The sequence below is a fragment of the Curtobacterium sp. PhB137 genome (assembly GCF_003814955.1).
GTDB lineage: Bacteria > Actinomycetota > Actinomycetes > Actinomycetales > Microbacteriaceae > Curtobacterium.
Window position 1 is genome coordinate 62,680 of the sequence record NZ_RKQO01000008.1, and the last position, 19,623, is coordinate 82,302.

Below are 19,623 nucleotides of genomic sequence, written 5' to 3' on the forward strand. Positions count from 1 at the left end.
GAACGAACACCCCGGGGTCCTGGTCAGGACTCCCCCGCACCTGTCAGCATGGGTGCGAACAGGGAGGACCGCCGGATGCCGGAGCACCAGGGGAAGCGTGCGTCCGCGCGACGTCAGTGGCTGTGGATCGCGGCCGCGGTCGTCGGTGTCGCGGCGGTCGTGACGACGCTCGTGGTCGTCGTGCCGCACGGCAGTGGGCCGGACGCCGACCCGACGGCGAGCGGACGGGACGTGGTGACGCGGAAGACCGTGGAGCAGGCGTTCCCCGGCGGCCTCGCGCACCAACCGTCGGACGTGAACCAGCCGGGCATCCGCGAGCGCCAGGCCCGCGCCGCCGGGCACGACGACACCGCGGCGCAGATCGCCCGCATCGCCGACCAGCCGATCGCGACCTGGCTCACGAACACCTCGCGGTCCGAGACGCGCGCGACGATCCGCACCGTCGTCCGGAACGCCGAGCAGCAGCGGGCCACCCCGGTGTTCGTGCTGTACACCGTGCCGGACCGCGACTGTGGCAGCTACTCGAAGGGCGGCACCACCGACGACGCGTACCTGCCGTGGGTCCGGTCCGCCGTCCGCGCGATGGCTGGCTCGAAGGCCGTCGTGCTCGTCGAGCCGGACGCGATCGCGCAGATCCAGAACTGCGAGCGCCTCCGCGACTCCCGACTCCCCCTGCTCCGCGAGGCCGTGGACGCCCTGACCGGGCACGGATTGACGGTGTACCTCGACGGCGGCAACGAGAACCGTGTCCCGACCGCGACGATGGCCGACTGGCTGCGGCAGGCGGGTGTGGACGAGGTGCAGGGCTTCTTCACGAACGTCTCGAACTTCTACCGCGTCGACCAGGAACGCGCCTACGCCGACGAACTCGCCGACGCGATCGGTGGGGATCCGCACTTCGTCATCGACGTCTCCCGGAACGGTCAGGGCTGGCGCGGGACGTGGTGCAACCCCGAGGGCGCCGGTCTCGGCCAGGCGCCGCACGTCACCGGCGGATCGAGCCGGCTCGACGCCCTGCTCTGGGTCAAGACCCCTGGGCTCAGCGACGGCACGTGCAACGGTGGACCGGCCGCCGGGCAGTGGTGGGAGTCCTACGCGCTCGGCCTGGTCGAGAACCGCAAGCGCGACTGAGCCGGTGCCGGGGTGTCGGTGCCCGGTGGTTGCATGAGCGCATGACCCCGACCGACAGCCGGCGCTCCGTCGTCCCGCCCTACCTGCTCCACGCCGTGGCCCAGGCGGCCGAGTTCCCCCGGGCGGCGTCTGCCGCGCGCACCGCACTGGCGTCGCTCGAGCTCGTGCAGAGCCCGAAGCACCAGCACCTGGTCGCCCCGCGCCGTGTCAGCGGCACGGTCGACCGGTCGCCCCAGCGCACGATCGCCGACGCCCGCGGCACGACGACCCTGCCCGGCACGGTGGTCCGGAGCGAGGGCGCCCCCGACACCGGCGACGCGGCCGTCGACGAGGCGTACGCGGGCCTCGGTGCGACCCACGCCTTCTGGCTCGACGTCTTCGGCCGAGTGTCGATCGACGGTGCCGGACTCCCCCTCGACGCCACGGTCCACTTCGGGCAGGACTACGACAACGCCTACTGGGACGGCAGCCGGATGGTGTTCGGCGACGGCGACGACGAGGTCTTCCGGCGCTTCACCATCGCGCTCGACGTCATCGGGCACGAGCTGGCGCACGCCGTCACGCAGTACACCGCCGACCTGACCTACCAGGGGCAGTCCGGGGCGCTCAACGAGTCGATCAGCGACGTGTTCGGCTCCCTCGTCGCCCAGTACGCGGCCGGGCAGACCGCCGAGCAGGCGAGCTGGCTCATCGGCCAGGGGCTCTTCACCGATGCCGTGCACGGCGATGCCCTGCGCTCGATGCGGGCCCCGGGTACCGCCTACGACGACCCGGTGCTCGGCAAGGACCCGCAGCCCGCGACGATGGCCGACTTCGTCGTGACGACCGACGACGCCGGTGGGGTGCACACGAACTCCGGCATCCCGAACCACGCGTTCTTCCTGACGGCGACCGCGATCGGCGGGTACGCCTGGCAGGGCGCCGGTGCCGCGTGGTGGGACGCCCTGACCTCGGACGCCGTCACCGCCTCGATCGACTTCGCCGGGTTCGCCGCCGTGACGATCGACGCCGCTCGGTCCCGGTTCGGCGCCGGTTCCGCGGAGCACACCGCGGTGCAGGATGCCTGGCGCACGGTGGGCGTCCTCGACTGAGACGATCGAGCGCCACGCACCGGCGTACGGTCGGGAGCATGCGCATCGAGGTCCGTCGTTCCGGGGGCTTCGCCGGTACCACGCGGCACTGGCGGGTCGACACCGACACGAGCGCGGACCCCGCGGCGTGGTCCGAGGTCGTCGACGCGCTCCCCCGGACCCCCGCGACGGCGACGGCCGGGCCGCCGGTCCCCGACGACTTCACGTGGACGATCACCGTCGAGCGCACGACCGTGACGATCCCGGGCCGCCGTCTCGACGGCGCGTGGGCCGACCTCGTCGCGCGCGTCCGCTCTGCAGGCGACCAGTCCTGAGACGGCAGGCCCGTGCCGGAGCCGCCACGGGCCTCCCGTCCGCCCCGCGCCGGCCGGACCGCCGCGGATCGTGAGCAGGAATGGTCGCCTCCGCGCGGCGAACTCGACCATTTCTGCTCACGAAGTGGCCGCGCGCGATGCGCGGAGCGTCCCCTCAGTCGACGTCGATGACCGTCAGGCGCCGCGTCGGACGCGTCATCGCGACGTAGACCGCGGCCGCCGGGCGCGCGGCGTCGGCACCGACCCGGTCGGGGTCGACGAGCAGCACGCCGTCGAACTCGAGGCCCTTGGCGTCCGCGCCCGTCAGCACCGTGAGCGACCCGGCGTGCGGCGAGGCGAGCCCGCGCACGTCGGCCTCGGTGCGCGTGAGCCGCTGCCGGACGGCGTCGACCTCGGACTCCGGGACGATCACGCCGATGGTGCCGGCACCGATCCGCGACCGTTCGGCGTCGGCGACCGACACGACCGTGTCGAGCAGGTCGGCGCGGGCGACGCGGACGCGCTCGACGGGGTCGCCGTCGCGCACGGCCTCGTTGCGGGTGACGGTCAGGCCGGCACCGTCGGCGAAGACGCCGGCGGCCTCGACGATCGACCGCGGGGTGCGGTAGTTCACGGTGAGCTGCTCGATGCGGTGGTCGAGCGGCACGAGCGGTGCCCGCCCACGGCGTCGGCGGGCGAGCGCGCCGAGCACGTCGTCCCAGGTGCGCGCGGCCCCGGGCGAGGAGCCCTGCGCCATGTCGCCGACGATCGTGAAGGAGCGCAGCGGGTTGCGGCGTGCGAGCACGCGCCACTGCATCGGCGAGAGCTCCTGCGCCTCGTCGACCACGATGTGCCCGTAGGTCCACTCGCGGTCGTCGGCGGCACGCTCCGCGGTCGAGCGGGGGTCGCCGCCCTCGGCGAACGAGCCGGCGACCTGTTCGGCGGTGACGATGCCCTCGACGCCCATGTTCTCGATCGCCTGCCGCGCGTTCTCGATGTCTCGGTTCCGGCTGGCCTTCGCCGCGCGCTTGGCGGCGCCGCCGGTCGGGTCGAACGGGCCGAGCAGTTCGGCGGCCTCGTCGAGCAGGGGGACGTCCTCGACCGTCCAGGCAGCACCGCGTGCGCGCTGCAGCAGGGCACGGCGTTCCGGGGTCCAGTCCGGGGTCAGCGAGGCGAGCCAGTTCGGACGCGCGTACAGGTCCTCGAGGAACTTCTCCGGGGGCAGCGGCAGCCACGCGGTGTTGAGCAGCACCCGGGCGTCGTAGGAGCTCCGGATGTCCTCGCGCAGGACCTTCTCGTCGGCCTCGTCCACCGTCGTGCCGCGCTCGCGCAGCTGTTCGGCGAGCAGTCGGGTCATCGCGTCGAGCGCGAGCTTGTTGAACGTCACGCGCGCGGCGTTGTGGGGCTTGCCGCGGTCCTGCGCGCGCTTCATCGCATCGGCCACGAGCTGCGGCGTCACCACGAGCCGCTCGCCCTCGACGTCGAGCGTCACCGACTCGGTCGGCACCACCTGGCGGGACCGCACGGCGCGGCGCAGGAGTGCGGCCGTCTGGGCGGAGCCCTTCACGGCGGCGACGTCGCGGGCGTCGTGCGTCGTCGCGTGCACCCCCGGGTAGAGCGAACCGAGCGAGGCCATCACGACGCCGGTCTCACCGAGCGACGGCAGGACCTGTTCGATGTACGTCAGGAACGCCGGCGACGGGCCGACCATCAGGACGCCGGAGCCCCGCAGCCGCTCGCGGTACGAGTACAGCAGGTACGCCGCACGGTGCAGCGCCACGGCGGTCTTGCCGGTGCCGGGGCCGCCCTGCACGATCAGCACGCCCTCGAGCGGGGAGCGGATGATGCGGTCCTGCTCGCCCTGGATGGTGGCGACGATGTCGGTCATCCGGCCGGTGCGCTCGGCGGTCACCGCGGCCAGCAGCGCCCCCTCGCCCTGCAGGTGGGTGCGCTCGTCGTCGTAGAGCGAAGCGTCGAACACCTCGTCCTCGACGCCGACGACCCGACGGCCCTCGAGCGACAGGTGGCGACGCGAGCGCATCCCCATCGGGTGCGCCGCGGTGGCCTGGTAGAACGCGCTGGCACCGGGCACACGCCAGTCGAGCAGGAGTGGGCGGTGGTCGGCGTCACGCAGGCCCACGCGGCCGATGTACCGGAAGGCGTCCTCGGAGCTGTCGGGCTCGGAGACCTCGAGCCGGCCGAAGACCAGACGGTCCCCCACGCGCTCGAGCGTCGCCACGGTGTCTTCGTAGAGTCGGGCGTACGCGTCGCGTTCGCTGCGGCTCTGGTGGTTCCCGCCGACCGCCTGACGACGGGTCTCGGCGAGACGCTGCTCGGCCTCGGCGGTCAGCTCGTCGAGACGGCGGAAGAGGCCGTCCACGTAGCCGCGCTCGCGGTCGATCTCGGTCGGTTCGGACACACGCAACCCTTCGGGAAGAGGGGAATCCAGTGTACTGCCCGCTAGAGGCCCGCAGTTCCCGAAGGGTCGTCGGTCACATCTCTTCGTGCGTGTCCGGGTCTGCGTCCCACAGCCGGCCGCGCTCGAGGCCGGAGATGGCCTGCACCTCGGCGTCGGTCAGCTCGAAGCCGAACACGTCGAGGTTCTCGCGCTGCCGGGTGGCGTCGGCCGACTTCGGCACCGGCACGGCACCGAGCTGGACGTGCCACCGCAGGACGACCTGGCCGGGGGTCACGCCGTGGGCCGCTGCGGCGTCGGTGATCGGCTGCTCGGTGAGGAGCTCCGACCGCACGGCGAGCGGGCTCCAGCTCTCGGTCACGATGCCGAGCTCCTGGTGCACCTTCCGCAGTTCTGCCTGCGGGAAGTACGGGTGCAGCTCGACCTGGTTCACGGCCGGTGCGACACCGGTCGCGTCGATGATGCGGCGCAGGTGCTCCGGGGTGAAGTTCGAGACGCCGATCGAGCGGACCTTGCCGCTGTCGCGCAGGTCGACGAACGCCTTCCACGTGTCGACGAAATTGTCCACCGACGGGTTCGGCCAGTGGATCAGGTACAGGTCGACGTGGTCGAGCCCGAGGTTGCCCAGGGTCTCGTCGATCGAGCGGTGCGCCTCGTCGTAGCCGTGGTGGCGGCCGGGGAGCTTCGACGTGACGACGAGGTCCTCACGCGCGACGTCGGACTCGCGGACGGCACGGCCGACGGCGTCCTCGTTGCCGTAGTTCAGTGCGGTGTCGAGCAGCCGGTAGCCGCTCGCGATGGCGGTGCCGACCGCGGCCGCACCCTCGTCGCCGTTCAGGCCGTAGGTGCCGAGGCCGAGCTCCGGGAACCGGTGGCCGTCGTTCAGCTCGATGGTCGGGGCACCGACCTGCATCAGCGCACCCCGAGCAGGTCGATCACGAAGATCAGGGTCTTGCCGGACAGGAAGTGGCCACCGCCGGCGGGACCGTAGGCGAGCTCCGGCGGGACGACGAGCTTGCGGCGACCGCCGACCTTCATGCCGGGGATGCCCTCCTGCCAGCCGCGCACGAGCGCTGCGAGCGGGAAGTCGATGGGCTCACCGCGGTTCCACGAGCTGTCGAACTCCTCGCCGGTCTCGTACTCGACGCCGGCGTAGTGCACCTTGACGGTCGAGCCGGCGGACGCTTCCTCGCCGGAGCCCTCGACGATGTCGGTGATGACGAGGTCGGTGGGGGCCGGGCCCTCGGGCGCGTCGAACTCGGGCTTGCTGTTGAGGTCAGTCATGCGATCCAGTCAACCAGAGCGCGGCAACGGCAGACGCAACGGCCACCCAGGCCGCAGAATGGTTCCACCGTGACACGACCCACTCCCGCACCGCCGCGCCGCCGCCTGCTCGCCGACCTCACCCCGCTCCGCCGATCCCCCGCCTTCGCCCGGCTCTGGGCGGGCACCGCGATCGCCGGCATCGGCACGCAGATGACCACGGTGGCGGTCGGGCTCGAGGTGTACGAGATCACGCACTCCACCTTCGCCGTGGCGCTCGTGGGGGTCATCGCCCTGCTGCCGATGGTGGTCGCCGGCCTGTACGGCGGCATGCTCGCTGACGCCTTCGACCGCCGCACGGTCGCACTCGTGTCGTCGATCATCGCCTGGGTCGCGGTCGCCCTCATCGCCACCCACTCGTGGCTCGGGCTGCACAGCGTCCCACTGCTCTACGTCCTGGCGACCGTGAACGCCGTCGCAGCGACCGTCAGCAACGCCTCGCGCTCGGCGATCGTCCCGCGACTCGTCGGTACCGACCTGCTGCCCGCGGCGAGCGCCCTGGGCGGGATCGCCTCCGGGTTCCAGGTCACCGTCGGACCGGCCGTCGCCGGTGTCCTGATCGCGAGCGTCGGGTTCGCGCCGACCTACACGATCGACGTCGTCCTGTTCACCTTCGCGTTCCTCGGGGTGTTCACGCTGCCGCGGATGGCGGCCGACCACGGTGCTCTCCGCCCGGGCCTGAGCTCCCTGGTGGAGGGCGCGCGGTTCCTGCGGAGGTCGCGCAACATCACCATGACGTTCGTGCTCGACATCGTCGCGATGACGTTCGGTCAGCCCCGCGTCCTGTTCCCCGCGATCGGGGCGCTCGTGATCGGCGGCGGATCGATCACCGTGGGCACCCTCACGGCCGCCTACGCGATCGGCGCGCTGCTGTCGAGCGTCTTCTCCGGGCCGCTCGGGCACGTGCGCCGCCAGGGCGAGGCGGTCGGCTGGGCCATCACCGCGTACGGCGCAGCGATCGCGGCGTTCGGCGTCGTCATCGCGCTCGCGCACGTGCTCGGAGGACGCTCGGGCGAGTCGTTCTCGGTCGGGATCCTGCCGGCGCTCGGCCTCGCAGCGCTGTTCCTCGCCGCGGCCGGAGGCGCCGACAACGTCAGCTCGGTGTTCCGGAACACGATCCTGCAGGCGGCGTCGCCGGACGGCATGCGCGGGCGGCTGCAGGGCATCTTCATCGTCGTGGTCACCGGTGGACCGCGGCTCGGTGACCTCTACGCGGGCCTGGTCGTCGCGGCCGGCATCGCGTACCCGCCGATCATCGGCGGCGTGCTCATCGTGGCGCTCGTCGCGCTGCTCCTCCGCCTCGTCCCCTCCTTCCGCCGCTACGACGCCCTGCACCCCCACGCCAACTGACCGGCGAGCGGCCGCAGGCCCTCCCGCGAAAGCGACAGATCTGCGCGAACCTTCCGCGGGCGTCTGTCGCTTTCGCGAGACGGACGGCAGACCGTGGCGGGATCGTGTCGCTCTGACGGGGTCGACGCGACCACGGGCGGACGGGAGGCGCGGGGCGGGCCCGCCACGGGCCTCCCGTCCGCCCCGCGGCGCGACCACGGCACGGCGTGACGTCACGTGTCGGGTACCGTACAACGCATGCCGGACAGCGCATCGCGCGATCTCCAGCGGACGGGAGTCCGCGCCGTCGTCCGGCGCACCTACCACTCGGTCATCCGGCACCGCGTCGTCGACGCGGCAGCGTCGCTGACGTTCTTCGCGCTGCTGACCGTGTTCCCCACCGCGCTGACCGTGGTCTCCGCACTGTCGATCGTCGACCGCAAGGGCGACAGCCTGGCCGACATCATCGGTGTGCTCGGGTTCATCCTGCGCCCGGAGACGGCGCAGCACCTCGAGACCCCGCTGCGCCAGCTGCTGACCCTCGACAACCCGTGGCTCGGGTTCGCGACCGGCGTCGTGCTGACACTGTGGTCGCTGTCCGGGTACGCGACGGCGTTCGGGCGGGCGATGAACACCTCGTACGAGGTCGAGGAGGGGCGGCGGATCTGGAAGTTCCGCAGCATGATGCTCCTCGTGACCCTGCTCGTGATGGCGGGCGGGGCGATCGCGATCGTGATCCTGCTCGGCACCCCGACGATCTCGGCGGCGATCGTCGCGTCGTTCGGGTGGGCGCCGTGGATCGACGACGTGTGGAACGTCGTGAAGTGGCCCGTGCTCGCTGCCGACCTCGTCGTGATGGTCGCGGTCCTGTACTACGCGACCCCGAACGTGAAGACGCCGCAGCTGCGGTGGGTGTCCGCCGGTGCCGCGTTCGCCATCGTCACCTGGGCGCTCGCGACCCTCGGCTTCGCCGTCTACGTCGAGACGATCGGCGGCGGGAACCGTGCGTACGGGTGGCTCGGCGGCGGGATCCTGCTGCTCGTCTACCTGTACATCTCGAACTTCGTGCTCGTGGTCGGCGGTGAGCTCGACTCCGAGGTGATCCGGATGCGGCAGCTCCTGGCCGGCATCGAGGCCGACGAGTCGATCCGGTTGCCGCTGCGCGACGTCACGCGCAACTTCACGCTTGCCCGCTGGCGGGACGCCGACATCGCTGCGGCGCGGAACGTCCGGACCACCGCGGCCCAGGTCGCCGCCGACGAGGACGCCGAGCCGACCCCGGAGCAGGAACACCTGCGCGACGTGGCCCAGCAGGTGCGCGTCGGCGAGGCGCCGATGCCCTGAGGTGGTCGCGCGGGTTGCGCTGGTTGCGCGTGGGCGTCAGCGCTCGCGTGCCGCTTGGTCCAGCATCTCCTCGGTGACCACCGGGATCGCACCGGTCGCGAGCTCGATACCGGACAGCCGCGCCGGGCTCAGCACGCGCTGCACCTGGTCCTCGTCCATCAGGCCGGCGGCCACGACGAGCGTCGAGATCGGCGTCGACGTGGTCAGTGCGGTGTGCGCGATCGACGCCGCAGCCGCGTAGCCGATGTACGGGGTCAGGGCCGTGACCACCCCGACGTTCGTGTCGACCTGCGCAGCGAGCTTCGCCTCGTTCGCCTCGATGCCCGTCACGCAGTGCTCGCGCAACGTCGCACAGCCCCGTGACATCCACTGCAGCGACTGCAGGATCGAGTGCGCGATGATCGGCTCGAACGCGTTGAGCTGGAGCTGACCGCCCTCGGCCGCCATCGTCACGGTGGTGTCGGCGCCGACCACGGCGAACGCGATCTGGTTCACGACCTCGGGGATCACAGGGTTCACCTTGCCCGGCATGATCGACGAGCCTGCCTGGCGCGCCGGCAGGGTGATCTCGCCGAGTCCCGCCTGCGGCCCCGACGCGAGCAGCCGCAGGTCGTTGCAGATCTTCGAGAGCTTCGCGGCACTGCGCTTCACCGTGCCGGACAGCGTCATGAAGGCGCCGGCGTCACTCGTCGCCTCGATCAGGTCCGGTGCCGTCACGACGTCGATGCCGCTGGCGTCCTGCAGCTGCCGGCGGACCTCGTCGCGGTAGAGCGGGTCCGCGGTGATCCCGGTGCCGATCGCCGTCGCACCGAGGTTCATCTCGGCCAGCAGCGGCAGGACCTTGCGGAGCAGGTCGGCGTCCTCCTGGATCGTGTGCGAGAAGCCGGTGAACTCCTGCCCGAGAGTCATCGGCACGGCGTCCTGCAGCTGCGTCCGGCCGACCTTGAGCACGTCGGCGAAGGCGTTCCCGCGCTCGGCGAACGCCGCGGAGAGCTGCTCGAGCTGCTCGATGAGCCGCCGGGCGGAGAAGATCATCGCGATCTTGATGCTCGTCGGGTACGTGTCGTTCGTCGACTGGCTGCGGTTCACGTGGTCGATCGGGTGCAGGTACCCGTAGTCGCCCCGCTCGCGACCGAGGAGCTCGAGTGCCCGGTTCGCCAGGACCTCGTTCGTGTTCATGTTCGTGCTCGTGCCGGCACCGCCCTGCACGATGTCGACGACGAACTGCTCACGCAGGGCGCCGTCCCGCACCTCCTGCGCAGCACGGTCGATGGCGTCGGCACGCTCGTCGTCGAGGACCCCGATCGCCCGGTTCGCCCGCGCTGCCGCCTGCTTGACGGTGGCGAGCGCCTCGATGAGGTCCGGGTACACCGAGATTGGCACCGACGTGATCGGGAAGTTCTCCAGGGCCCGCAGGGTGTTGATGCCCCAGTAGGCGTCGATCGGGACCTCGCGCGACCCCAGCGAGTCGCTCTCGGTACGGGTCTGCGCCCCGGTGGGGGCCTGTGCTGCTTCGTTGCCGGTCACACGTCGAGGCTAGCCCAGTCCGTCCGGCCGGTCCGGGAGCGAGCTCGGGGTGTGCCGGGCGGGGGCGCGCACATGGTGAGCAGGAATGGTCGGGTCGCCGGAACGCACCCGACCATTTCTGCTCACGAAGCGCGCGTCGCGTCAGCGCCGCCCACACCCAGCCGGACGGGAGGCACGGTGCCAGGCCGCCACGGGCCTCCCGTCCGGTGGACGCGAGCGATCGCGTGCCCGTGGATGGTGAGCAGGAATGGTCGGGTCGCCGGAACGCACTCGACCATTTCTGCTCACGAAACGCGCGTCGCGCGCGCCCCGCGTCAGTGGAACTGGGGGACGATGAGGTAGATGCCGTAGAGCACGACGGCGCCGCAGACCGCGTAGCAGAGGATCGCGAGCGCACGGAAGGCACGCACCGCGGTCGTCGCTCCGGCGGGGTTCGGGAACCCGGCGGTCGCCGGACCGATCGTGCCGTCGTCCTTCACGGTGAACTTGCCCGCTCGGGTGTCCGCGGCGCTCCAGAACCGGAGACCGACGGAGTACACGGCGACGACGAAGCACGACGAGACCACGGCGACCAGCGCCACGGTGACGAACGCGAACCAGTCGATACCCATCAGCGATCTCCCACCGTGAGGAATGCGAAACGGCGTCCGTCAAGCGCGATACCCATCAGCGACGGCCTCCCTTGCGTGCGGCCATGCGGCGGAGCGTGCGCTCGCGGCTCAGTGCGGCGCGGCGGTCGGCAACGGCGTCCGCGCGCTTCTTGCGCTGCAGGTCGCGCAGTTCCTTGCGGGTGTACACGGCGTTCGCGGCGACGTCGACCTCGATGGCCGAGGCACCCTCGTGCGGCTTCCGGAGCGACCACAGGTACAGGCCGAGGATCACGGCGGCGCCCACGATGGCATCGATGACGAGCCCCATGACGCCCAGACGTGCGATGCCCGAGGCCACCGCGCCCACGGCTGCGGCGGCGGGCAGCGTGATGAACCAGGCGATGACGATCTTGCCGGCGGTGGACCACTGGATCTTCGAGCCGCGGCGGCCGAGCCCGGCGCCGATGATCGAGCCGGAGGACACCTGCGTGGTCGAGAGCGCGAAGCCGAGGTGGCTGGACGCCAGGATCGTCGCGGCGGTCGAGGCCTCGGCGGCGAAGCCCTGGGTGGCCCGGATCTCGGTGATGCCGGACCCGAGCGTGCGGATGATGCGCCACCCGCCCGTGTAGGTGCCGAGCGCGATCGCCAGGGCACAGGCGACGACGACCCAGAACTGCACGCCCTGGTTCGACGACTGCGCCCCCGAGGCGATCAGCGTCAGCGTGATGACACCCATCGTCTTCTGGGCGTCGTTCGTGCCGTGCGCGAGCGACACCATCGACGAGGTGAAGATCTGCCCGACACGGAAGCCACCGCGCTCGTTCGGGAACACCGGGCGCTTCGTGATCCGGTACGCGATGCGTGTCGACAGGAACGACACGAGCGACGCGATCACCGGGGACGCGAAGGCCGGGATGATGACGACCGTCAGCAGCGCGACGTAGTTGACGGACTGGAACCCGGCGCCGACGATCGCAGCTCCGATCAGTCCGCCGAACAGCGCGTGCGACGACGACGAGGGCAGCCCGCGGAGCCACGTGATCATGTTCCACACGACCGCTCCGATGAGCCCCGCGAAGATCATCTCCGGTGAGATCGCGACGCCGCCCGGGCCCTCGTTGATGAGGCCGTGCGAGATCGAGGTCGCCACCGCGGTGCTGAGGAACGCACCGACGAGGTTGAGCACCGCGGCGACCGTGACCGCGACCTTGGGCTTCATGGCCCCGGTCGCGATCGGAGTCGCCATCGCGTTGGCGGTGTCGTGAAAACCGTTTGTGAAGTCGAAGAAGAGGGCCAACGCGATGACCAGGACGACTATGAGTGTGATGTCCACCGCGGGCCAGTGTTCCCCATCGACGGCCTCCGGAGCAAACCTGATCGGCAACCTGCTGTTCACCGGAGCTTCAGACTCGTTCAGATTCGGAACCATGCCGATGCGAGAATGAATCCCATGGACACCGTCGAGCTCCTCATCCTGTTGGTCGGATCGCTCGCGGTGACCGGGTTCGCACGGGCGAAGGGACTCCCCGCTCCCCTGCTCGTGACGGCGGTCGCGCTCGCAGCGTCGTTCCTGCCGGGACTCCCCGCGATGGAGATCGACTCCGAGGTGATCCTGACGGTGATCCTGCCGCCGCTGCTCTACTCGGCGGCGCTCGACGTGTCGTGGCAGAGCTTCCGGACGTCGATCAAGCAGATCCGGCGTCTCGGCATCTTCCTGGTCATCGTGACGGCACTCGTGGTCGGCGCGGTGGCGTACTTCCTGATCCCGGACATGACCCTGCCCGCGGCGATCCTGCTCGGTGCGATCGTCGCCCCGCCGGACGCCGTGTCCGCCGCCGCGATCGGTCGCAAGCTCGGGCTCCCCCGCCGGGTGATGACGGTGCTGTCCGGCGAGAGCCTGATCAACGACGCCGCGTCCCTGACCCTGGTGCGCGTGTTCACCCTGATCATCGCGGGGACGTCGCTCACCATCTGGCAGGACCTCGGCATCTTCGGCCTGGCGATCGGCGTCGGCCTGGCCGTCGGCATCGTGCTCGGCGTCGTCGTGCACTGGATCCGGATGCGGCTCAACGACCCCGTGGTCGAGACGATCATGAGCATCCTGCTGCCCTTCGTCGCGTACATCCTGGCCGAGGACCTCTCCGGCTCCGGCGTCATCGCGGTCGTCACGGCCGGCCTGTACATCGGCTACAACTCGCCGAAGGAGGGCTACGCCACCCGCCTGCAGGAGCGCCCGCTCTGGACCAGCATCGACGTCATCCTCGAGGGCTTCGTCTTCGCCCTGATCGGCCTGCAGCTCAACACCGTGGTGCAGGATCTGGTCGAGAGCGAACGGAGTCTCGGCCAGACGCTCACCGCCGCGGCCGTGGTGCTCGGCGTCGTGATCCTGGTGCGGCCCCTCTTCATCTTCGAGTCGTACGTGCGCAACCGCTTCAACGGGCGATGGCTCCGTCCGCTGCGCATCAAGCTCTCCCGCGGCCACCCGTCACTGCGTTGGATGCGCGGGACGGCCGAGCCGAAGCTCAACTGGCGCGAGCTCACCGTCATCTCGTGGACCGGCATGCGCGGCGTGGTGACCCTCGCCGCCGCGGTGTCCGTGGTCGCGAGCCCGACGCAGATCCCCGCGCAGGACACGATCTTCATCATCGCGTTCTTCGTCACCGTCGGCACCCTGCTGCTGCAGGGCCTGACCCTGCCCTTCGTCATCCGTGCACTCAAGGTGCAGGACCCGGCCGAGGGCGAAGAGGACGTCCGGAGCGAGATGCGGCTGAACCAGCGCACGACCGAGGCCGCCATCGAGCTACTCGAGAAGCGACGTCCGGACTGGTCGAAGCAGTACGGCGACGTCGCCGTCGACTCGGTGGTGAACCGGCTGAAGGCACGGCTCGAGCGGCAGGTCGAGACGTTCCGGCAGGACGCCGAGGAAGAAGAGGTCGAGGAGCGCAACGCCCCGATGCGCCTGCGTGGCTCGCAGATCCAGGACATCCGGCGCGAGCTGCTCGACCGACGACGCGAGATCGTGCTCGAGGAGCGCGAGAAGGGCAACCTCGACGAAGAGGTCATGCGCCGCGTGCTCGTGACCCTCGACGCCGAAGAACTCGCGATGGACTCGGCGCAGGCGTCACGCAGCCGCTCCTGAGGGCCTCGGCGTATCCTGGCGCTCCGTCCGAGAACAGGAGCACAGCGCCGAGTGAGCACGCCGCGGAACGACGTCAACAGGAACGACGACACCCCGGAACGTCCCGGAGGGTCCCGGCCGACGTCGGCGCCGAAGCCACGCAGCACCCGGCCCTCAGCCCGCGGGACCAAGCCCCGTCGCGGCGCGAAGGTCGCCGGTTCCACCCGACCGGCTCCGCGCCGACAGGCACCCGTGCCGGCACCGCAGCAGCACGGTGCGTACCGCCGCTGGTACTCGACGTTGCACCCCTCGCTCCAGCTCATCGGCCTGCAGCTCTGGATGCCGCTGTTCTTCATCGTCGGCTTCTGCCTCTGCTACGTCTTCGCGTTCCACGCACCGCACCCGCACGACGTCCCGATCGCCCTGGTCGGCAGTGACCCGACACTCGTCGCTGCGGTGCAGAAGGCCTTGCCGGGCGAGTTCGTGTTCCACACCTACGACTCCCTGGCCGCAGCGAAGCGTGACGTCATCGCCGGCTCGATGGCGGTCGCCTACGACCCCGCGACGAACGAGTTCTTCAAGGCGAGCGCCCACCAGTTCCAGGTCGCGAGCCTCGTACCGGCGACGCTGAGCGCGGTCCTGACCGGGATCGGGGTCGCGACCCCGAAGATCACCGAGCTCGCTCCCCTGCCCGCGTGGGACGAGTACGGCACCGTCCCGATGTACGTCATGCTCGCCTGGTGCATCGGCGGCTACATGGTCGCGATGTTCATCGGGATCATGGGCGGCCCGCTCCGGCACCGCACCCGGATGACCGTCATCGTCGTCGGCGGCCTCGTCATCTCCCTCATCACGAACACGCTCGCCGGTCCGGTCGTCGGGGCCATCCACGGCCACTGGATCCAGCTCGTGCTCATCGCGTGGGGGTGGATCGTCGCGATCGGTCTCGCCGTCAACGGGCTGAGCTACTTCGTCGGCCGGTTCATCGCGGCCCCCGCCATGATCTGCTTCGTGTTCCTGTCGATGCCGTCGTCCGGCGGGGCGTACCCGAAGTGGTTCATGCCGGAGCCGTTCGCCTGGCTCAACAACGTCGTGGTCGGGTCGAGCATGGTCGACATGATCAAGCACCAGATCTACGGCGTCGGCCCCGGCCCGGCCCGCGGTCTGATCACGATGGGCTGCTACGCCGCGGTCGGCCTCGTGCTCATGTACTTCGGCAAGAAGTGGTGGGAGCGGCGACGCATCCGCGCCATCGTCACCGGCCGGACGACGATGTTCCAGGACGCCAACACCGCGAACCGTGAGTTCCTCGGCAAGGAACGCGACGCCGAGCTCGAGCGCCACGGCCTCGAGTCCACCGAGACGGGCACCCTGAGCGTCCTGAGCGACGACGACTGGGAGGACGCCCGCGTCGGCGGCGACGTCTTCACGGGCGGCCGTGACGGCCTCGAGACCGAGACCACCCCCACCGGCCGCATCCCCGTGCAGCGGACCGGGGACCGCACGGGAGGCGCGGGGACCGGACCGCGCACCCGTCCCGTCCCACGCACCGGGGGCTCCAGGGCGCCGGCTCGGTCCGACACGTCGGCCCGAGTCGACGTCGGGGACGAGCCGCCGCACGGCCGGCACGCGGACCGGTAGCTCGTTCCTGAGGATCGCACCGCTCGCGCAGACCGACTGCGTGCGCATGTTCCGACGATGCACCAGTCGATCGACGCGCACTCTGTCGCATGATGCACATGCATCGACTGCGTGCGCATGTTCCGACGATGCACCAGTCGAACAACGCGCACTCTGTCGCATGATGCACGTGCATCGTCCGTGCCGGCACGCGGACCGGTGAGGCGTCGGCGGCGCGTATCCTGGGAGGCATGAACCCCCGCATCACCTGGCACCGCGTCCTCGTCACCGTCGTCGTCGTGCTCCTCGTGCTGACGGTCGGCTTCTACGTCGCGAGCATCGTGCTCGCTCCCGCCGACGGCCGGAACACCGCCGGGCTCTTCGTCGGCTGGGCGATGTTCGCCATGGTCGGCGCGATCGTGTTCGGGATCATCGACTTCTTCGTCCGGCCCCTCGGTGGTCGCAGCGGGGACGCCGAGGTCATCGCCGCCGCCGAGGAAGCACGCACCGGCAGCACCCGCACCCAGCAGACCCGCTGATCCGCTGATCCGCAGACCCGCTGATCCGCTCTACGCGGGCGTCTCGACACCCGTCCCGGTGAAGCCCGCGACCGTCGCGTCGTCGTCGGCGAACGTGAAGCGTGCACGCACCGCACCCCCACGGAGCACCGCCGGTAGCCAGTACTTCGCGTCGTCCCACATCGCCTCGTAGGGGACGTCGGCGACCGGGATCCACCGCGGCTCGAGCTCGTCGGAGCCCGACGGGCTGCCCTGCCAGCGGCGGCACACGAAGACGTCCGAGACCTGGGACCAGGACGGCCGGTACGGGAACCGGTAGTCCAACGTGCCACGGGCCTCCAGGTCGACCGTCTCGAGACGCAGGCCGACCTCTTCGCGCACCTCGCGCACGGCGGTCTCGACCGCCGTCTCACCGGGCTCCCGCTTGCCGCCCGGGCCGACCAGCCGGCCGGTGCCGAGGCCGCGGCGCTTCTCCCCGAGCAGGACCTCGGGCCCGCTCGCGCCGTCGCGCAGCAGGTAGACGACGACCACTCGGGGGTGTTGGGACTTGCTCTCGTCGCGCGGGGTCACCCGTCCAGTCTGGCCGAAGATGTGTCGTACGCTCTTCCCATGGCAGGCGTGCTGCGGGGGCACCATGGCTGAGCCCCGCAGGACCGGGCGCAGCCTCGAAGTGCTGCGCGCCGAGGCTGCCGAGGAGATCTCGATGCTCGTCGAGCACCGGAGCCGTCAGGGCGAGGACCCGTGGGAGTTCATGCCGACGCTCCCCACGGTGGACGAGCAGGTCGTGCTCATCCTCCGGGCCGACGCGGTCGACCTCGACGCCGCGATCGGCAAGCGGCACGCCCAGTGGTCGATGCACCCCGCGTCCGGTCAGGGCACCGTCCTCGGCGAGGAGTACCACCGGTTGCGCCGGATCGCGCTGCAGCACCCCGAGCTCACCCAGGCGGTGTGGAAACTCATGGGCGCCCTGCCCGACGCGAACTGACGCCCACGCACCGAGCGCGGCCACGCCCGAAGCGCGCCCACGCACAACGTGCGCGGACGCGTGTGCGGTTGGATGGGCGCATGACCGAAACCGTGCTCGCGATCCTCAACCAGCCCTCCCGCGACGCCGCGCCGCACGACCCCGCAGCGGACGCCTTCACCTGGGCGAAGCCGCTCGAGGAGCACCTGCAGGTGCAGGACCTCGGCATCACCCGGGGCGACGGCGTGTTCGAGACGATCACGGTGGTCGACGGTCGTCCGCAGGCCCTCGAGGCGCACCTCGCCCGGTTCGGCCGCTCCGCCGCGATGCTCGACCTGCCCGCGCCGGACCCCGACGCCTGGCGGCAGGCGATCGAAGCCGTCTGCGCCCGGCTCGACCCGGTCCGCGAGGCCTTCGCGAAGACCGTCCTGACCCGTGGCGTCGAGGGCACCGACCGACCCACCGGCTGGGTCTACGCCGCACCGTCCGTCGACTCGACCGCCGCGCGCACCGAGGGCATCTCCGTCGTCGTGCTGGACCGCGGCTACCGTCACGACGTCGAGCGCACCTCGCCGTGGCTGCTGCAGGGCGCGAAGACCCTGTCGTACGCCGTCAACATGGCCGCCCTGCGCGAGGCCGCCCGGCGCGGTGCCGACGACGCCCTGTTCGTGTCGAGCGACGGCTACGTGCTCGAGGGCACGCGCGCGAACCTGATCCTGAAGGTCGGCGACCGGCTCGTCACACCGCGCACCGACATCGGGATCCTGGCCGGCACCACGCAGGCCGACGTCTTCCGCTTCGCCGAGCAGGCGGGCATCGAGACCGCCTACGAACTCGTCACACTCGCCGACCTGCATGCCGCTGACGCACTCTGGCTCGTGTCGAGCGTGCGGCAGGCGGCGCCGATCCGCTCCGTGAACGGCGACGCCCGCGCGATCGACGCGGACCTGACGGACCGCATCAACGAGTTCCTGCTGGCGCGCGAGGTCTGAGCCGGCCGGGTCCGCCGGCCGTCACCACCCAGCGCCCCCGGCGCCACGGACGGGAGGCCCGGATCGCGACGTGCGGGCACGTCGCGATCCGGGCCTCCCGGCTCTCCCCCGCTACCAGCGCGGGGTGGTGACGCCGACGCCGTCCGCCCACTCGAAGACCTGGCGGCCGTCGATCCAGACACGTGTCGCGCGACTGGTCGCGTCGAGCGGGTCGCCGTCCCAGAGCACGAGGTCGGCGTCGTGGCCCACGGCCAGCCGACCGACACGGTCACCGAAGCCCAGGAACTCGGCTGGGTTGACGGTGAGCGCCTCGAGCGCGGTCTGGGCGGGCAGTCCCTCCTTCACCGCGGCGGTGGCCTGGTCGACGAGCATGCCGATCGGCACGACGGGGGCGTCGGTGGTGATCGCGACCCGGACGCCGGCGGCGGCGATGGTGGCGAGGTTCGGGATGCCGCGGTCACGGAGCTCCACCTTCGAGCGGCTCGTGAACAGCGGGCCGTAGATGACCGGGATGTCCTTCTCGGCGAGCAGGCTGGCGATCTTGTGCGCCTCGGTGCCGTGGTTCACGACGAGTCGGTACCCGAACTCCTCGGACAGCCGGATGGCGGTCGCGATGTCGTCGTGGCGGTGGGTGTGCTGGTCCCAGACGAGTTCGCCGTCGAGGACCCGGACGAGTGCCTCCTTCGTCAGGTCACGCGCGAACGGCTCACCCTTCGCGGCGGCGGCGTCACGGGCGGCACGGTAGTTCTGGGCCTCGACGAAGGCGTCACGGATGATCTTCGCGACGCCGAGGCGCGTCGACGGCGTCTGGCCCTTGCCGCCGTACACCCGCTTCGGGTTCTCGCCGAGCGCGCTCTTGATGCTCACCGAGTCCGAGATGAGCTGTTCGTCGACGGTGCGCCCGCCCCAGGTCTTGATGGCGACGGTCTGGCCGCCGATCGGGTTGCCGGACCCCGGCTTCACGACGATGCTCGTGATGCCCCCGGCGAGCGCGTCGCGGAAGCCCTCGTCGTCGATGTCGATCGCGTCGATCGCACGGACCCCGGCCATGTTCGGGCCGGTCATCTCGTTCGTGTCGTTGCCGGCCTCGCCGTTCGCCTCCTCGTGGATGCCGACGTGGCCGTGCGACTCGACGAACCCGGGGACGAGCCACGCACCGGCTGCGTCCACCACGGTGATCCCCGGGGGCGGTGTGACGTCCGGGCCGATCGCGGTGATGCGGCCGTCCTCGACGACGACCGCGCCGCCGTCGAAGGCGGGGGCGGAGACGGGGACGACGTGGGCACCGGTGATCGCGAAGGAGTTGCTCATGCCACCAACGCTACGCGGACCGGCGAAATACGAATTCCTGGCGTCGGGCGTCCGGG

General features: G+C 71.1%; 18 protein-coding genes. 10 read left to right on the forward strand and 8 right to left on the reverse strand.

The genetic code is table 11. From position 1 onward, the window contains the following. The first annotated feature begins 75 nt into the window (after nt 1–75). From EDF28_RS14770 to EDF28_RS14780, 3 genes are read left to right on the forward strand one after another with little or no spacing between them, the layout of a single operon-like run. Nucleotides 76–1,131: a glycoside hydrolase family 6 protein gene (locus EDF28_RS14770; protein ID WP_185094256.1), complete on the forward strand. Its 1,056-nt coding sequence runs from the start codon at nt 76–78 to the stop codon at nt 1,129–1,131. Nucleotides 1,132–1,172: 41 nt separating this feature from the next. Then, on the forward strand, nt 1,173–2,222 hold the full coding sequence (locus tag EDF28_RS14775) for a M4 family metallopeptidase (RefSeq protein ID WP_123938820.1): 1,050 nt from the start codon (nt 1,173–1,175) through the stop codon (nt 2,220–2,222). A 38-nt stretch (nt 2,223–2,260) separates the two neighbouring features. Then, nucleotides 2,261–2,536 (forward strand): protealysin inhibitor emfourin, encoded by a 276-nt coding sequence (locus EDF28_RS14780; RefSeq protein WP_123938821.1) that lies wholly within the window; start codon nt 2,261–2,263, stop codon nt 2,534–2,536. 154 nt (nt 2,537–2,690) lie between these two features. Here the strand turns inward: EDF28_RS14780 and EDF28_RS14785 are convergent, their stop codons facing one another. From EDF28_RS14785 to EDF28_RS14795, 3 genes are all read right to left on the reverse strand, one after another. Next, nucleotides 2,691–4,934, reverse strand: coding sequence for an AAA family ATPase (locus EDF28_RS14785; protein ID WP_243649878.1), 2,244 nt, complete (start codon nt 4,932–4,934; stop codon nt 2,691–2,693). Between the two features lie 73 nt (nt 4,935–5,007). Further along, on the reverse strand, nt 5,008–5,844 hold the full coding sequence (locus EDF28_RS14790; RefSeq protein ID WP_123938823.1) for an aldo/keto reductase: 837 nt from the start codon (nt 5,842–5,844) through the stop codon (nt 5,008–5,010). Then, nucleotides 5,844–6,215, reverse strand: a complete 372-nt coding sequence (locus EDF28_RS14795; RefSeq protein ID WP_123293932.1) for an FKBP-type peptidyl-prolyl cis-trans isomerase — start codon at nt 6,213–6,215, stop codon at nt 5,844–5,846. The genes EDF28_RS14790 and EDF28_RS14795 overlap by 1 nt, the downstream gene beginning before the upstream one ends. A 69-nt stretch (nt 6,216–6,284) precedes the next feature. On the opposite strand from EDF28_RS14795, the gene EDF28_RS14800 reads away from it, so the two are divergent. Further along, entirely contained in the window at nt 6,285–7,604 is a 1,320-nt protein-coding gene (locus EDF28_RS14800; RefSeq protein ID WP_123293933.1) for an MFS transporter, read from the forward strand. 237 nt (nt 7,605–7,841) lie between these two features. Further along, nucleotides 7,842–8,927, forward strand: coding sequence for a YihY/virulence factor BrkB family protein (locus EDF28_RS14805; RefSeq protein WP_123293934.1), 1,086 nt, complete (start codon nt 7,842–7,844; stop codon nt 8,925–8,927). A gap of 36 nt (nt 8,928–8,963) precedes the next feature. Here the strand turns inward: EDF28_RS14805 and EDF28_RS14810 are convergent, their stop codons facing one another. From EDF28_RS14810 to EDF28_RS14820, 3 genes are all read right to left on the reverse strand, one after another. Then, nucleotides 8,964–10,454 (reverse strand): aspartate ammonia-lyase, encoded by a 1,491-nt coding sequence (locus tag EDF28_RS14810; protein ID WP_111084566.1) that lies wholly within the window; start codon nt 10,452–10,454, stop codon nt 8,964–8,966. Between the two features lie 314 nt (nt 10,455–10,768). Continuing rightward, nucleotides 10,769–11,065: a hypothetical protein gene (locus EDF28_RS14815; protein ID WP_123293936.1), complete on the reverse strand. Its 297-nt coding sequence runs from the start codon at nt 11,063–11,065 to the stop codon at nt 10,769–10,771. 55 nt (nt 11,066–11,120) lie between these two features. Then, nucleotides 11,121–12,377, reverse strand: coding sequence for an inorganic phosphate transporter (locus EDF28_RS14820; protein ID WP_123938824.1), 1,257 nt, complete (start codon nt 12,375–12,377; stop codon nt 11,121–11,123). Between the two features lie 117 nt (nt 12,378–12,494). Here EDF28_RS14820 and EDF28_RS14825 point away from each other — a divergent pair, with 117 nt between their 5' ends. The 3 genes from EDF28_RS14825 (at nt 12,495) to EDF28_RS14835 (ending at nt 16,321) form a co-directional block, all read left to right on the forward strand. Continuing rightward, nucleotides 12,495–14,183: a sodium:proton antiporter gene (locus EDF28_RS14825; protein ID WP_123341057.1), complete on the forward strand. Its 1,689-nt coding sequence runs from the start codon at nt 12,495–12,497 to the stop codon at nt 14,181–14,183. A gap of 231 nt (nt 14,184–14,414) precedes the next feature. After that, the gene (locus EDF28_RS14830; RefSeq protein WP_123938825.1) at nt 14,415–15,803 is read left to right on the forward strand and encodes an ABC transporter permease; all 1,389 of its coding nucleotides are present in this window, start codon (nt 14,415–14,417) and stop codon (nt 15,801–15,803) included. Between the two features lie 230 nt (nt 15,804–16,033). Continuing rightward, entirely contained in the window at nt 16,034–16,321 is a 288-nt protein-coding gene (locus EDF28_RS14835; protein WP_111084562.1) for a hypothetical protein, read from the forward strand. A 30-nt stretch (nt 16,322–16,351) separates the two neighbouring features. On the opposite strand, the gene EDF28_RS14840 is transcribed toward EDF28_RS14835, so the two are convergent. Continuing rightward, the gene (locus tag EDF28_RS14840; protein ID WP_159573127.1) at nt 16,352–16,870 is read right to left on the reverse strand and encodes an 8-oxo-dGTP diphosphatase; all 519 of its coding nucleotides are present in this window, start codon (nt 16,868–16,870) and stop codon (nt 16,352–16,354) included. 64 nt (nt 16,871–16,934) lie between these two features. On the opposite strand from EDF28_RS14840, the gene EDF28_RS14845 reads away from it, so the two are divergent. Continuing rightward, nucleotides 16,935–17,285 (forward strand): tryptophan synthase subunit alpha, encoded by a 351-nt coding sequence (locus EDF28_RS14845; RefSeq protein ID WP_123938827.1) that lies wholly within the window; start codon nt 16,935–16,937, stop codon nt 17,283–17,285. 80 nt (nt 17,286–17,365) lie between these two features. Further along, the gene (locus EDF28_RS14850) at nt 17,366–18,256 is read left to right on the forward strand and encodes an aminodeoxychorismate lyase (RefSeq protein WP_123938828.1); all 891 of its coding nucleotides are present in this window, start codon (nt 17,366–17,368) and stop codon (nt 18,254–18,256) included. Between the two features lie 111 nt (nt 18,257–18,367). Here the strand turns inward: EDF28_RS14850 and EDF28_RS14855 are convergent, their stop codons facing one another. After that, entirely contained in the window at nt 18,368–19,567 is a 1,200-nt protein-coding gene (locus EDF28_RS14855) for an amidohydrolase (protein WP_111084558.1), read from the reverse strand. Between the last annotated feature and the right edge of the window lie 56 nt (nt 19,568–19,623).

Coding starts and splice junctions, on each gene's coding strand:
- EDF28_RS14770 (WP_185094256.1), top strand. CDS start 76: ATGCCGGAGCACCAGGGGAAGCGTGCGTCCGCGCGACGTCAGTGGCTG.
- EDF28_RS14775 (WP_123938820.1), top strand. CDS start 1,173: ATGACCCCGACCGACAGCCGGCGCTCCGTCGTCCCGCCCTACCTGCTC.
- EDF28_RS14780 (WP_123938821.1), top strand. CDS start 2,261: ATGCGCATCGAGGTCCGTCGTTCCGGGGGCTTCGCCGGTACCACGCGG.
- EDF28_RS14790 (WP_123938823.1), bottom strand. CDS start 5,844: ATGCAGGTCGGTGCCCCGACCATCGAGCTGAACGACGGCCACCGGTTC.
- EDF28_RS14795 (WP_123293932.1), bottom strand. CDS start 6,215: ATGACTGACCTCAACAGCAAGCCCGAGTTCGACGCGCCCGAGGGCCCG.
- EDF28_RS14805 (WP_123293934.1), top strand. CDS start 7,842: ATGCCGGACAGCGCATCGCGCGATCTCCAGCGGACGGGAGTCCGCGCC.
- EDF28_RS14815 (WP_123293936.1), bottom strand. CDS start 11,065: ATGGGTATCGACTGGTTCGCGTTCGTCACCGTGGCGCTGGTCGCCGTG.
- EDF28_RS14825 (WP_123341057.1), top strand. CDS start 12,495: ATGGACACCGTCGAGCTCCTCATCCTGTTGGTCGGATCGCTCGCGGTG.
- EDF28_RS14835 (WP_111084562.1), top strand. CDS start 16,034: ATGAACCCCCGCATCACCTGGCACCGCGTCCTCGTCACCGTCGTCGTC.
- EDF28_RS14845 (WP_123938827.1), top strand. CDS start 16,935: ATGGCTGAGCCCCGCAGGACCGGGCGCAGCCTCGAAGTGCTGCGCGCC.
- EDF28_RS14850 (WP_123938828.1), top strand. CDS start 17,366: ATGACCGAAACCGTGCTCGCGATCCTCAACCAGCCCTCCCGCGACGCC.
- EDF28_RS14855 (WP_111084558.1), bottom strand. CDS start 19,567: ATGAGCAACTCCTTCGCGATCACCGGTGCCCACGTCGTCCCCGTCTCC.